We start from the raw sequence: 14,452 nt of genomic DNA on the forward strand, positions 1-14,452 counted from the left end.
TCGCCGGCCGAGCTGTGCTCGCCGATATCCGCGGGGATGTCGTACAGCTTCTGGAATGCCGCTTTCCAGCAGCGCGCCCCCGACCCGCCGGTATGAACCAAGGTCTCATCCACGTCGAACAGCACGACCATCGCCTCGGCGGTCTTGGCCTCGTCATGGCTCTTTTTCATCGTGGCCTCCGAAGCCTTTGCGCCTCGGTCATCTCAGGCGTACCCCTCCACGTCGTGGTGACCGTCTGCCCGGACGGTTGGGCCGTGGGATGAGAGCAGCGCCGTGCGCACCGTCGCGCATGGCGTCGAGCGCTACGTCTCGGCCGCACTTGCTTAGTGCTGAGACAATCATGGCTCCTGGGAACCCACATAGTCAAACGCCAAGGCACGAGGGCCGTCCGATACCCAGCCCATCACAAGGCGCCTCGGCGGCCGTCGTCACCCTGGGCCTTGCCGCCGTCCACAGTGCGCCGTCAGCCCGCCGAGATCTGGGGGCACACCTCATGTATCCAATGGCCGTCTGGTAGCCGCCTCACATCTTGACCAGCGGTGATGACCGCTCGGCACCGCTCACACACCTTGCCGGGAGCGTGGGCCTCGTTGTCTTCCGGTTCCAGGTATGCGGACTCTCGCTCCGCACGGTCGTGCTCCTCGATCTCGCGCTCGGCTGGGTCCTCGCGGTCCTGTGACAGGACACCCTCGGATCGTCGCTTCAGGTCCTCTTCCTGTTGCGTCATGTGCTCTTCCTCGCCGTATTCGGGCACCAATGTCATCATGTCCCCCTTCATGTATTCTCCGGCACTTCGAGAGCCCAGCGGGTTCAGTTCGACGCACCACCACCCTTGCGGCATCGGCGCCGACTCGCCGGAGCCCCGATCGATCCCTCCACCTCCTGCTCAGCGTCGGAGATAGCCGGCTCGCAGCCCTCTTGCTGTTTCGACGTCGATTCCCTCCGACCGCCACCGTATCGCCTCCTTCGCTGCGAATCCCGCCCGATGCCAACGCAGCCCGTCGGCGGAGGCCAAGCCCAGCGTCCTCCACCGATCGGCTGTCTTACGCAGTTGACGGTGATAATGAGCGGCGTTCATTGGCGTGAACCCGTCCCCGTGGGCCAAGGCGGCCTCGAAGGCATCAAAGCCCAGCTGGTCCCAGCCCGGCACCTCGGCCGGGTCGACACCGAACGGCTCCCAATCCTGCTCGCCTGGGTTCGACTTCTGTACTGGAACGGCGATTTGGCTTCTTCGCAGGTGTCCAAGCATCTATGGCTATCTCCGGTTCGTGGTGTCGAGCCGCGTCGTCCTCGATCCCGATCGGCCCTCTTGTGGCCCGACAGGGCTTGGTCGGACCGGCCAATCGGCGGTGGCGCTTGTTGTGTCATGGTGGGGGGCCATCGCCGACTCGATACCTGCTTGTACAAGTCTGAGAAGCTGCTCGGTCGTGTCTCGATCGGCGTCATCGAGGTGAGCGAATGCCTCGGCGTCCGCCTCAGCTACCGCCTCGATCAGTCGGCCCGCCAGCCGACGGCCCCGCGGGGTGAGCCGGACTAGCACGGCGCGGCCGTCGCTCGGATGCGCCTGCCGAGCCAGCAGGCCCTGCTTCTCGAGCCGGCTCACAACGAACGTGATGCCACCCGAGGTCACGAGCATCTCGCGGTTGATCTCGGTGAGGGTGAGTTCGCGCGGAGCTTGGCGTGCCAGCGTCGTCAAAACGGCGAGGCCCGACAGCGAAACGTCGAAGCGTTCAGCAATATCGCTGTAGTAACGCTGCACCAAGTTGCTCAGATGCAGCAGCCGGGCGGCGACGGCCTTCAGTCGTAGGTCGATCTCTGGGCGCAGACGCTCGAGATCGGCCACCAGTCGATCGACCCGGTCCACCTCCACGCGTCATACCTTAGCACTTGACTAATGGGCGCTGGGGGAGCATAGTTATCTCAGCACTCAGGAAGCGCGGCCGAGACCGAGTTGTCTTGCCCCTCGACATCGTTGCTCCAGATCCTGGCGACGCCGGCCCCGAGCGTGGTACCCGGAAGATAGCCAGCTCCGTGGCGGGCTGGAAATGCTGCAACAAACTCCGTCACAAGAAGGAGGTAGCTGGTGCGACACTTCTCGTTCCGCCCGACGCTCACTTTCCGAGGGCGAACATTCAAGGGTCTGCGAGGTTTCTCGGGCAAGCCGCTGCACCCGCCGCTGACCGATGTTCCTATCGGGGCCTACGTGATCGCCGCCGCGTTCGACGTGATCTCTTTCATCGGCGACCACACCGCCTGGCAGCGCGAGTTCTACCAAGCTGCCACCTTTGCTTTTATCGCCGGGGCTCTGGTCTCCCTCGGCGCGGTCGTGACCGGTGTGTGGGATCGTTGGCGTTCGAGCGAGGCGGGCACCCAGGCCCGGCGCACGATCAACTCCCACGCCTTGTTGATGGTGGCGATGACGGTGCTTGTCCTGGTCGACCTCGGATTGCGCTGGTTGCGTTACCACAGCTTGCCCGGGCCGACCTCGGCGCTGCTGGGGCTCAGCCTGGCGGCCGCCCTGATCGGGGCGCTGGGCGCGACCTACGGGGGGACGCTCGTGTTTGGCTACGGCTTCAACGTCGAGACCGCAGGCGACCATCCCGTTTGGCACCGCTCCGAGGTCGACGTGTTCCCCGGCCAGCCCGACCCGCCGCCTGCGGTTCCTGCCGCGGGAGCGGAAACCAAAGGCGATGGGAGGCCGAAATGACCGGCCGGATGCCTCGATGCATCCACCCGGCGCTTTCCGACAATGAGCACCCTTATGACCGCCCGTCGCTCTCCGAGGACTACCTGCAGGGCCATGAATGTCAACTTCTGGGACCAGGGTGAGGCTGTCGCCGCCGCGGTGATGGACGACGAGAAGCTCGAGCTGGTGGCACGGCTGGCCGCTCAACTCCGAGTGGACTCGATCCGTTGCTCCACCGAAGCCGGCTCGGGTCACCCCACCTCCTCGCTGTCGGCGGCGGATGTGATGGCCGTCCTGCTCGTAGGGCACCTGCGCTACGACTGGGAGCGGCCCGACCTTGCGACCAACGACCATCTGATCTTCTCCAAGGGCCACGCCTCCCCCTTGCTGTATGCGATGTTCCGGGCGGTCGGGGTTATCGACGAGACCGAGCTGGTCAAGACCTACCGGCGATTGGGGGCCCGCCTGGAGGGACACCCCACCCCGCTCCTGCCCTGGGTCGACGTGGCCACCGGCTCGCTCGGCCAGGGGCTGCCCGACGCGATCGGGGTGTGCCTGGCCGGCCGCCGCCTGGACCGCCTCGACTACCACGTCTGGGTGCTCTGCGGCGACAGTGAGACCGCGGAGGGCTCGATGTGGGAGGCGTTGGACAAGGCCGGCTACTACCAACTGGGCAACCTCACCGCCATCATCGACATCAACCGGCTCGGCCAGCGCGGCCCCACCGAGCTGGAATGGGACCTCGACCGCTACGCCGCCCGAGTCGAGGCCTTCGGCGCCCGGCCGCTGGTCATCGACGGCCACGACCTCGCCGCCGTCGACGTCGCCCTGAGCCAGTCGCGATCGGACCCGGACCGCCCGAGCGTCATCCTGGCCCGCACGATCAAGGCCAAGGGCGTCCCCGAGCTCGAGGACAAGAACGGCTGGCACGGCAAGGCGCTGCCCCCCGACATGGCCGAGCGCGCCATCGCCGCCCTCGGCGGGCCGACCAACCTGCACGTCGTGACCGCGCGACCGGCGCCGGGCTCGCCTGCGATCACGCCAGCTCCGGACGCTTCGATCACCCTCCCCACGTACGAGCTTGGGGAGGGCGTCGCGACCAGGGTCGCGTTCGGTGCTGCAGTCGCCGCCCTGTCCGCCCGGCCGGAGGTGGTCGTTCTCGACGGCGAGGTCGGCAACTCAACCCATGCCGAGGAGTTCGGCAAGGTCGCCCCCGACCGCTACTTCGAGATGTTCATCGCCGAACAGCAGCTGGTTGCGTGCGCGACCGGTCTCGCGGTACGCGGTTACCGTCCGTTCGCCTCGACCTTCGCAGTGTTCTTCTCGCGTGCCTTCGATTTCATCCGCATGGCCGGTATCTCGGGGGTCAACATCGCTTTGGTGGGCTCGCATGGGGGGGTGGAGATCGGCCAGGACGGGCCGTCCCAGATGGCCTTGGAGGATCTCGCCGCCATGCGGGCTGTGCACAGCTCAGTCGTCCTCTATCCCTCAGACGCCACCTCGACGGTGGCCCTGGTCGCCCGGATGGTGGACACCGATGGCATTGTCTACCTGCGCACGACCCGGGGCGCCTATCCGGTGATTTACCCGGCCGGGGAGGTCTTCACGGTCGGCGGGTCCAAGGTGCACCGGGCCGGCCCCGATGACCAGGTGGCGCTCGTCGGGGCCGGGGTGACCTTGCACGGGTGCCTGGCCGCCGCCGAGGAACTGGCCGGCACTGGCATCGCGGCTCGGGTGATCGACCTGTACTCGGTCAAACCGCTCGACCGCCACGCGCTGGTGGACGCCTGTGAGGTGACCGGCGGTCGGCTGGTCATCGCCGAAGACCACTACCCGGCCGGCGGGATCGGCGGCGCCGTCCTCGAGGCCCTGGCTGACGCCGGGGTCCCGGCCCTGCTGGTCGCGCACCTCGCCGTCTCGGGTCTGCCCGGCTCGGGGACCCCGGCCGAGCTTTTGGACGCGGCGGGTATCTCGGCTCGCCACATCGCGGCCGCCGCCCGGCGACTGGCGGGCCCGTGACCAACACAGACCGCCCCACCCGTCCGCACGTCGTCGTGGTCGGCGGGGGCTTCGCCGGAATGAACGCGGCGCAGGCCTTGGCGCGTTCGGATGCCGACGTAACCCTGGTCGACAGGCACAACTACCACACCTTCCAGCCGCTCCTTTACCAGGTGAGCACCGGCTACCTCCCGCCTGAGGAGGTGGGCGCCGCGTTCCGCTCGGTGTTCCGCCGCCAGGCCAACCTGACCGTGCTTGTGGCCGTCGCGGTCTCGGCCGACTGGACGCGGGGGAGGCTGGGCCTGGCCGATGGTTCGCAGCTGGACTTCGACTACCTGATCCTCGCCGCGGGTGCCGAGACCAACTTCTTCGGCATCGCCGGCATGGCCGAGCACGCCTGGCCGCTCTACACCCTCGCCGACGCCGTCGCACTAAGAGCCCACGTGCTCTCCACTCTTGAAGCGGTGGCGGCCAGCCGCCCACCCGCCGATGCAGCCGTCACGACCGTGGTCGTGGGCGGAGGCCCGACCGGGGTCGAGACCGCCGCGGCGCTCGCCTCGATGGCGCAGGAGGTGGTCGGGCCGATCGCCACGCTGCGGGTGGTCCTCGTCGAAGCCGGACCACGGCTGCTCAGCGCCTTCAACCCCCGCTCGTCGGAACGGGCCCTCCAAGATCTCCGCCGACGCGGTGTCGAAGTGCTCCTCGGCCGAAGCGTAGAAGCCGCCGACGCTCGCGGAGTCACCCTCGGTGGCGGCGAGCGGATCGACACCGCCACGGTGATCTGGGCGGCCGGGGTGCAGGCGAACCAGCTCGGCCAGCGCCTCGGCTTGCCCCTAGACCGGGGCAGGGTGGTCGTCGATCAGTACCTGCAGGTCGCCGGCCACCCCAACGTGTTCGTCGCCGGCGACCTGGCAGCAGTGGCCGCTCCCCGGCCCGGAACCCTAATGCCGATGCTGGCACCGGCCGCGATCCAGGCCGGCCGCCACGCCGGCGGGCAGGTGGCGCGGCTCCTCACCGCGGAACCCCTGGCCCGGTTCCGTTACCACGACAAGGGAATGATGGCGGTGCTCGGGCGAGGCGACGCGGTGGCCGAGCTGCCCCTATTGCTCGGTGCTGGCATCAGCAACCGCTACCGGCTGCGTTTCGGTGGGCTGCCGGCGTGGCTGCTATGGGTCGGGGTACACATCGCCTACCTGATCTGCTTCTCCAACCGGATCAAGGTCCTGGTGGACTGGGGATGGAACTACTTCACCTCCCGCGGCGCCGGAGCCATCCTGGTGCACCCTCCCGACGGTTGGCGGGGTGGAAGGGCTGTGTCGGAAACCGTCGCAGGACGGCACTGACATGTCGACCACCTCTACGCCAGCGCGAGCTCGCGGGCGGGTCACGACCCGCACGCTGTGGCGTGACCGTTGGTGGCTCCAACCGGTCCTGACCCAGTTCGGGCTCCTCGCCTTCGTGATCCATCGGTGGCCGGTTGCGGGCGTTCTCCCGCCATCCGCTGCGCTACCGCTTCATCACCGATCCGAGGTTCTTCTGATGGCCTCGAAGCCCGCGCCCAACGGCTAGGCCCCGATGAGCACCACGGCAATCCTGAGAATCTGGCACGGCGATGCCGCGGGGGGCGCGCTGGTCGACCACACGGTACAAGTCGACGAGGGCGAAGGCGTTCTCGACGCGGTCCTGAGCGTGCAAGCCGAGCAGGCCGGAGACCTCGCCGTCCGGTGGAACTGCAAGGCGGGCAAGTGCGGGTCCTGCAGCGCCGAGATCAACGGCTTCCCCAGGCTGATGTGCATGACCCGCCTCTCGTCGCTCCCGCCGGGCGAGCCGGTGACGGTCACACCCCTGCATACGTACCCGCTCATCAAGGACCTGGTCACCGACGTTTCTGTCAACTATGAGAAGGCCAAGGGGATCGCGGCCTTCAGGCCGCGAGAACCCGAGGCCGACGGCACCTACCGTATGAGCCAGGCCGATGTCGGGCGCTCCCAGGAGTTCCGTAAGTGCATCGAATGCTGGCTGTGCCAGGACGTCTGCCATGTCATCCGTGACCACGAGGAGAACGTGCCGACCTATTCGGGGCCTCGGTTCTTCATCCGCTACGCCGAGCTCGACATGCATCCCCTCGACACCCTCGATCGCAGCCACTACCTGCAGGAGACACAAGGCCTGGGCCTCTGCAACGTCACCAAGTGCTGCACCGAGGTGTGCCCACAGCTCATCAAGATCACCGACAATGCGATCATCCCTATGAAGGAGCGCGCTATCGACCCCAACGACCATCGACTTGCCTGGCTTGGGTTGACAATCCGCCGTCGACATAGAAATGACGACTGATCTACCAACACGTCAGAGCGGAGGCCCGGTGCCGTATGGGATGGGTCCGTTTGCGGTCCATCGTGGCCTGACGGGCTATAAAAGTCCTGTTCAGAGGCACAAATGACGGTGAGTCGGTACATAGGCGGGATTCTGTGAGCCGATCCGAGGACCGGCCCGGTGGCCATCCATCTGAGCGGTCCACCTGGGGACATGGGCCGGGCCGGCCGTCCCACGCTTGACCTTGCTCCGGGTGGGGTTTGCAGAGCCGCCCGGGTCGCCCCGGGCGCTGGTGCGCTCTTACCGCACCGTTTCACCCTTGCCTGTGGCCCGAAGGCCCATCGGCGGTCTGCTTTCTGTTGCACTTTCCTGCGAGTCACCTCGACTGGCCGTTAGCCAGCACCCTGCCCTGCGGAGTCCCGACCTTCCTCGACCGGGTCGAAGCCCGGCCGCGGCCACCCGACCGACTCACCGTCGGCACCAGTGTGCCAGATCAAGTGGCTACGACGGTCCGCAGACCATGCACCATCCACTCGGTCTCGCTCTTGCGCGCCTCCTCGATAGGACGACCGCAGTCCGGGACCGGCAACGTGCGGCCTGGCTTCACGTCCGCTTCCCACGACATGGGGTGCCCGTCCGCGTCGACGGCATCCAGACGAACGGCGTTCCCGTCAATCGGGCGACCGGAGCGCTCCCATCCCAGGAGGTCCCACCCGACTTCCTTCAGCACCTCGCGCTCGAGGGCCTGGACCCGCGGGCCGTCCAGCGCCGAGCACCCGCGGTAACGATCGGCGACGTCGGCGGCGTCGCCTCGGCGTTGGAGCACGCGCATCACCAGGTCGATGTCCGCGAACGCCCAGAGGGTCGCCTCGGGCAGCACGATGAAGGTCGGGGCGAAGCGGTGCCCTCCGGTGTGGCTCGTCCGGTGCAGCCTGACATCAGGCGGCAGGGAGCCGCGCGCGAGCTTCATCGCAAGGTCTGTGCCGGCCGATCCGCAGCAGACGTCCCGCCGGCCGTGGCCGCACACGAGCAGATCGCGACCGGCCTGGGGGTTGCCGCCGCCCGCGAGCAGCCCCTCGACGGCTGCGACCAGGCTGTCGCCGACCGGGGTCGAGCGGCCCTCGAACGAACCCGTCCATGCGGTGCCGGTCCGAAGCCGGTACAGGACGGCTCTGTGCGGGGAGCCGGAGGGGACCGTGGCCTGGACCCGCAGCTGCGACCCGGACAACCGTTCGGAGAGCGCGGCGACCTCAGGGATCTCCGACACGTCCCTTGGCCAGGGCAGAGGGATGTCGAGGAGCAGGTAGCCCGAGTAGCTGCCGGCCGTCCCCGCGGGATCCAGCCCCTGGGCGCGTGCCCAGAGCGAACAACGAAGCGAACCGGTCATCACAGCGCTCACCTCTCAGAGGCTACTGGCGCGCCACCTTCGCACCAGCAGGGCGGCGGCGACCGCCGACGCGAGCATCAGCGCGGCGGCGGTGGAGAGGACGAAGTCGAGCCCGTTGGTGAACGCCGAGCTGACGTCCGGTATCACCTGATCGACGACCTTGACGAGCGGACCCTTCGTCGGCAGGTTGCCAGTCGTCACCGCCACTATGACCTGGTCGCGCGCTGCGGGGGTAAGCCCCGGGATATGCGCGAGGTGGTGCGCGAGGGTGCTGGTGATCTGACCGTTGATGATCGCGCCGAGCACCGCTACGCCGGCGACCGCGCCGAGCTCGCGGCTGGTGTTGACCGACGAGGCCGACATTCCCGATCTCTCCGCGGGAACGACGCCGAGGACCGACACGGTGACGGCGACCGTGACCACGCCGAGGCCGGCGCCGACCGCGGCAAGGCTCCACCCGAACAGCCCGACTCCGGACGACGGCTGTACGTAGAGATTGGTGAGGATGATCCCTCCGCCGGCGACGACGCTACCGAGGACCATCGGGACCCCGGGTCCGCTCCGGGCGATCCACGGACCGGTCAGGGCGGATGCGGCGATCATGCACGCAGCCATCGGGAGGAAGTCCACAGCGAGCTTGTACGACGAGGTCGTGCCGAGCAGCTCGATGTAGAGCGGAATGAAAAAGAAGACAGCGAAGGTCGAGAAGTACCCGGTGAACGCGACCGTGTTCCCGCCGACGAACGGCCCGATCTTGAAGAAATGCAAGTCGAGGACCGGTTCCTCCGCTCGGCGCTCCGCGACGAGAAACAGACCGAGCGCCACCGCTGCCAGCGCGTACAGGGCGATGATCCACCAGGTGGCGTAACCCTCGGTCTCCCCCGCGATGGTCGCGAACGTCGCCGAGGTGAGGGCTGTCGCCCCGAGCACGAAACCGGGGATGTCGAAACGCCGGCGTTGCGGTGTGACGATCTCGGGGAGTACCGACCGCACGCCGGCGAGTGCCACCGCGCCGACAGCGACGTTGAAGACGAACACCGCCCGCCAGGACCAGACACCCACGAGGGCCCCGCCGATCACGGGACCGAGGGCGAGGGCCAGGCCGGACACCGCTGACCAGACTCCGAGTGCCTGGGCGCGCTCGCCGCGGTCGGGGTACAACTGGCGGATCATCGACAAGGTGCCCGGCTCAGAAGCAGCGGCGCCGATTCCCATGATGACCCGGCCCGCGATGAGCATCCCGCTCGACGTGGCGACCGATCCCACGATCGAACCGATCGTGAACGTGACCAGCCCTATGACCATCACCCTCCGCCGCCCAAGGTGGTCCCCAAGGGTCCCGAAGGTGAGCATCAGCGCGGCGAATGTCAGGGCGTACGAACTGACCACCCACTGCAGGGCACTTATACCCGCGTGCAGGCTCGTCTGGATGTCCGAAAGCGCCGCCGCGACGATCGTGTTGTCGAGGAAGGTGACGAAGAGCACCATCGACAGCACTGCCAGGGAGAGCCGGGGCCTGGTGGTTCCTTCCTCGGTCACGGCCACCGGTTGAAAGTACCCGTAACGGCCGGTCCGGTCCCGGATACCGCCGGGGGCATCGCGATCCCTACACTGCCGCCCGGTGCGGAGCCGACTGAAGGACCGGGTCTTCTACGTCGCGCTCGCCGCAGCGACCTACGTGCCGCTACTGCTCACAAAGCCGGGCTCGGTCGCGGCGGATACGAAGCAGTACCTGTACCTCGATCCGGGCCGGCTCACGCAGGGTGCCGCGTCCATGTGGGACCCCAACGTGGGGCTCGGCACGGTCACACATCAGAACATCGGCTACCTGTTCCCGATGGGCCCCTACTACGCCGTGATCCGCTGGATACACCTGCCCGTATGGGTCGGCCAGCGCTTGTGGATGGGGACCCTGCTGTTCATGGCAGGGCTGGGAGTCGCGTACTGCGCGAGGCGCCTGGGCATCGAGGGCCCCGGGAGGGTGGCCGCCTCGTTCGCCTACGCCCTCAGCCCCTACCTGATCGACTACATCGCGCGGATCTCGGCGATCCTCATGCCGTGGGCCGCCCTGGGCTGGATGATCGGCCTCACCGCCGCCGCGGCGAGAACGGGCAAGTGGCGCTACCCCGCTTTGTTCGCCGCTGTCGTCGCGCTCGTCGGCGGCGTAAACGCGACTTCCATCCTCCTCGTGCTCGTAGCGCCGGGGCTTTGGCTCGTCTTCGCGGTCTGGGGCAGCAGGGAGGTAACGCTGCGGCGGGCGGCGTCGGCGGCCGGGCGCATAGCGCTGTTGAGCGTGCTGGTTTCGCTGTGGTGGGCGGCGGGATTGTGGGCGGAGGACAAGTACGGCATCAACGTCCTGAGGGTCACCGAGACAGTCCCGACCGTGTCCCGGACTTCGTCGGCATCCGAAGTGCTGCGCGGTCTTGGCTACTGGTACTTCTACGGTTGGGACAAGGTCCAGCCGTGGACGATGCCCGCCGTCGACTACACGCAGAGCCTGTGGTTGGCGGTGGTGAGCTACATAGTCCCGGTCGTCTGCGTGTTGCTCGGGTTCGCGGCCCGGTGGAGGTACCGGGCCTACGCCGTAAGCCTGGTGGGCATCGGGGCCGTCGTAGCGGTCGGTGCGTTCCCCTACGGAAATCCCTCTTTGTTCGGGTCCCTGCTGAAGAACGCTTCGGCGGGCTCGACGATCGCGTTGGCCATGCGGTCCGTCGACCGGATCGTGCCGATCCTCGTGCTGGGGCTAGCGCTTCTGATGGGGGCGGGCGTAACGAGCATCTGGGCGCGCTGGCCCGCCAGGGGTAATGCCGTCGCACTTCTTTGCCTCGCGGTCGTGGCCGCGGACCTGCCTCCGCTGTGGAGCGGGAACCTCGTCGCCTCGAACCTCGCGAGGCCGTCGTCGTTGCCCTCGTACTGGCTCCAGGCGGCCCGGTACCTCGACTCGAGTGGCTCCGACCGGGTGCTGGGGCTGCCCGGAGAGGATTTCGCCGCCTACTCGTGGGGAGTCACCCAGGATCCGGTCGTCCCGGGCCTCATCACCCGGCCGTACGTATCCCGCCAGGTGGTGCCAGCGGGGACGCCGGCGTCGGCGAACCTCTTGCAGGCGCTCGACGAACCGCTGCAGGAAGGCACCCTCGACATGTCGGCTCTCGCGCCCATCGCGCGCCTCATGAGCGCCGGGCAGGTACTCCTTCAATCCGACCTGCAGTACGAGCGCTACCACCTGCCGCTGCCGAAGTACCTGTGGCTCGAGATGACGTCACCGAGAGCGGGGCTAGGCCAGCCCGTCACCTTCGGTGCGCCGAACCCGGCGAAGCAGATCAGATATCCCCTCGACAGCGAGCAGCGTTTGGGGCTTCCCACCGGCGAGCCGGAACCGCCGGCGCTCGCCGTGTTCAACGTCCCCGACCCGCGGCCGATGGCCCGCGCGGAGAGCCAGGGGTCGCCCCTGGTGGTAGCCGGCGACGGCAACGGTCTGGTCGACGCCGCTTCGGCGGGATTGCTCAACGGCAACCAGGCGATCCTCTACAGCGCGTCGATGAACCAGGCGCAGTTGCGCAGCGCGGCGGCCGCGGGTGCGACGTTGGTGCTCACCGACACCGACACACTGTCCCTGCAGCGTTGGGGCAGCCTCCGGGACAACCAGGGAGCCGTCCAGCAGCCTGGCGTGAAACAGCTCTCGTCGAACCCGTCCGACTACTCGTTGCCTGTGTTCCCGAACCAGACCACCTCGGACCAGACCGTTGCTCAGCTGTCAGGCGTGAAGTCTGTCACGGCAACCGACTACGGGGATTCGCTGTCTTTCACCCCTGAGAACCGGCCGGCCAACGCCGTCGACGGAAACCTCTCGACGGCATGGACATTCGGGGCTCACATGCCGGCCGTCGGTGGACGGATCGAGATCGATTACGGCAAGAAGGTGACCGCCGATCAGGTCACCTTGATCCAGGCGCAGCTCCAGCGCCCCAACCGCCGCATCACGGAGGCCACCCTCACATTCGACGGCGGGCGGCCGGTGCGGGTGCGGTTGACGCCGGCGTCTTTTCATGCGCCGGGACAGAAGGTGTCCTTTCCGGCACGCAGCTTCAGCCGGCTGGACGTGACCGTCGACGCGGCGCCGGGCGGATCGGACAAGAACTACGACGGTCTCGCGCAGGTCGGGTTCGCGGAAATCGAGGTCCCGGGGGTGAAGCCGGCGACCGACGCGCTTCGTCTGCCGGACAGGCTGCTCTCGTCGGCCGGCGCCGCGGCGTCCAGTGATGCCATCGACATCTTGATGAACCGCGAGCGCGCCATAGAGCCGCCGCGTCACGACCCCGAGCCGCAGATGTCGCGCGTCTTCCGGCTTCCGTCGACGCGGACGTTCACCGTCGGAGGGACGGCGGAGATCAACGCGGGCGACTCCGACTACCTGATCAACCAGATGATCGGCCTCACACCACCGCCCTCCATCTCGGGCACCGGCGCGACCGTCGTGGCAGCCAACTCCTCGACCCGCCTCGATGGCGACCGCATGGCGCGCGCCAACTCGGCCGTCGACGGCGACCCTACGACGGCCTGGATCGCCGAGACGGGACCGCAGGCAGGGGAGTGGCTGGACGTCGAGCTGAACAAACCCGTCACCTTCGACCACCTAGACCTCCAGGTCCTCAACGACGGGCGCCACTCCATCCCCAGCCGCATCACGGTCTCCGCCGGTGGGACCGACGCCACGGTCGACGTGCCGGTGCCCCCCGTCGGCCGGGGTAGACCACAGAACGCGACGACCGCTGTCACCGTCTCCCTCCCCAAGCTCACCGGATCGAAGATCAAGGTGACCATCGACGCCGTGCACCAAGTCAGGGCGCTCGACTACTACTCGACGTTCGCCGGTAGGACGGACATCCTTCCGGTCGGTATTGCCGAGCTGGGTATCCCCGGTGTCGTGCAGGAGAAGGCACCGGAGAGCATCCCCCCGAATTGCCAGAGCGGTCTGCTCTCTGTCGACGGGCAGCCGGTCGACGTCGAGATCACGGGCTCGACGGCTGGCGCGCTCGCCGGCCAGCCGCTCGCCATCCGGGCCTGCGGGAACACCGCGCACGGCCTCACGCTCGGGCCAGGGGATCACAATGTGAGCACCAGCCCCCGTCTCCCGTCGGGGTGGTCCATCGACTCCCTGTCATTGGATTCGCCGGCCCGGAGCCCGGTTGCGGCGACCCCGCGTGCAGCGAGCACCGGCTCACCCGCGGCAGTCACGATCGACCATCACAACCGGACGTCGTGGGACTTGACGGTGAAGTCGTCGGGCAAGTCGTTTTGGCTGGTCCTCGGGCAGAGCTTCAGCGACGGATGGACGGCCACCCTCAGCGGGGGTCACGGCCTCGGACCCCCGCAGCTGGTGGACGGTTACGCGACCGGTTGGCTGGTCCCTGCCGGTCTGGTCAACGGCACGGTCAAGGTGCAAATCAGCTGGTCCCCGCAGAAGATCGTCTGGACGGCGATAGCGGTCTCCGCTGCAGCGCTCCTTCTGTGCGTACTGGTCGGCGTGCTGCCCTACGCGGCGGAGCTCGCGCGGCGCAGGCGCCGGGCGAGCGCTCGCCGCTCGATGCCCGCCCCCGCCGGCAGCTGCATGCCGTTCTCTCTTGCGGGGGCGGCCCGAGCAGGTGGCCGGGCGGTGCCGTGGGTCACTGCGGTCGTCGTCGCGGCTGTCTGGTCCGGTTTGAGCACATTCGTCAGCCGCCCGGCCATCGGCGTGCTGTGCGGAGTGGCCGTCCTCGCGGGATGCCGGCTCGCCTGGGGCCGCGCGGTCGTGAGAGCTGCGGCGGTGATCGCCCTGCTGGCGATCCCGGCATACGTGGCCGAGCAGCAAGCGGTGCACGGCTACCTGCCGACCATCGACTGGCCCTCGGCGTTCACGTCCGCCAACGACCTCGCCTGGCTCGGCATCTGCCTGCTCGTAGCGGACCTGGTCGCCGGAGCCGCCCGAACCCGACTTGCACGACGCGAGACCGCACCCGCCGGCCCGCAAGCCGCCGCCGATGGCCGACCGAATACGCTCGTCGCCGGGAGGAACCAGCCGGCTTGAA

At 68.1% G+C, this 14,452-nt stretch carries 9 protein-coding genes and 1 other RNA gene; 5 read left to right on the forward strand and 5 right to left on the reverse strand.

The genetic code is table 11. The features are described 5' to 3' along the window. Positions 1–463 precede the first annotated feature (463 nt). Both VNF71_08240 and VNF71_08245 read right to left on the reverse strand, forming a co-directional pair. Positions 464–763 (reverse strand): hypothetical protein, encoded by a 300-nt coding sequence (locus VNF71_08240; protein ID HVA74540.1) that lies wholly within the window; start codon positions 761–763, stop codon positions 464–466. A gap of 492 nt (positions 764–1,255) precedes the next feature. Then, on the reverse strand, positions 1,256–1,870 hold the full coding sequence (locus tag VNF71_08245; protein ID HVA74541.1) for a MarR family transcriptional regulator: 615 nt from the start codon (positions 1,868–1,870) through the stop codon (positions 1,256–1,258). A 213-nt stretch (positions 1,871–2,083) separates the two neighbouring features. Here VNF71_08245 and VNF71_08250 point away from each other — a divergent pair, with 213 nt between their 5' ends. From VNF71_08250 to VNF71_08265, 4 genes are all read left to right on the forward strand, one after another. Next, a complete protein-coding gene (locus VNF71_08250) occupies positions 2,084–2,707 on the forward strand; it encodes a DUF2231 domain-containing protein (protein ID HVA74542.1) in 624 nt (207 codons plus the stop codon). Between the two features lie 93 nt (positions 2,708–2,800). Beyond that, the gene (locus tag VNF71_08255) at positions 2,801–4,705 is read left to right on the forward strand and encodes a transketolase (GenBank protein HVA74543.1); all 1,905 of its coding nucleotides are present in this window, start codon (positions 2,801–2,803) and stop codon (positions 4,703–4,705) included. Next, positions 4,702–6,027, forward strand: coding sequence for an NAD(P)/FAD-dependent oxidoreductase (locus VNF71_08260; GenBank protein ID HVA74544.1), 1,326 nt, complete (start codon positions 4,702–4,704; stop codon positions 6,025–6,027). Before VNF71_08255 ends, VNF71_08260 begins: the two co-directional genes overlap by 4 nt. Before the next feature lie 232 nt (positions 6,028–6,259). Further along, complete coding sequence (locus tag VNF71_08265; protein HVA74545.1) at positions 6,260–7,021, forward strand: succinate dehydrogenase/fumarate reductase iron-sulfur subunit; 762 nt, start codon at positions 6,260–6,262, stop codon at positions 7,019–7,021. 105 nt (positions 7,022–7,126) lie between these two features. Here VNF71_08265 and rnpB read toward each other — a convergent pair. From rnpB to VNF71_08280, 3 genes are all read right to left on the reverse strand, one after another. Next, positions 7,127–7,471: RNase P RNA component class A (gene rnpB, locus VNF71_08270), an RNA gene on the reverse strand. 22 nt (positions 7,472–7,493) lie between these two features. Continuing rightward, a complete protein-coding gene (locus VNF71_08275; protein HVA74546.1) occupies positions 7,494–8,399 on the reverse strand; it encodes a sucrase ferredoxin in 906 nt (301 codons plus the stop codon). A gap of 3 nt (positions 8,400–8,402) precedes the next feature. After that, positions 8,403–9,932, reverse strand: coding sequence for an MFS transporter (locus VNF71_08280; GenBank protein HVA74547.1), 1,530 nt, complete (start codon positions 9,930–9,932; stop codon positions 8,403–8,405). Positions 9,933–10,008: 76 nt separating this feature from the next. Between VNF71_08280 and VNF71_08285 the strand changes: the two genes are divergently transcribed. Continuing rightward, positions 10,009–14,451: an alpha-(1->3)-arabinofuranosyltransferase family protein gene (locus tag VNF71_08285; GenBank protein HVA74548.1), complete on the forward strand. Its 4,443-nt coding sequence runs from the start codon at positions 10,009–10,011 to the stop codon at positions 14,449–14,451. Position 14,452: the final 1 nt, after the last annotated feature.

It is taken from the genome of Acidimicrobiales bacterium, assembly GCA_035533095.1.
Classification (GTDB): Bacteria; Actinomycetota; Acidimicrobiia; order Acidimicrobiales; family Palsa-688; genus DATLUM01.

Excerpts from the sequence above, each read along its gene's own strand:
- VNF71_08255 (HVA74543.1), top strand. The coding sequence starts at position 2,801 with ATGAATGTCAACTTCTGGGACCAGGGTGAGGCTGTCGCCGCCGCGGTG.
- VNF71_08240 (HVA74540.1), bottom strand. The coding sequence starts at position 763 with ATGACATTGGTGCCCGAATACGGCGAGGAAGAGCACATGACGCAACAG.
- VNF71_08265 (HVA74545.1), top strand. The coding sequence starts at position 6,260 with ATGAGCACCACGGCAATCCTGAGAATCTGGCACGGCGATGCCGCGGGG.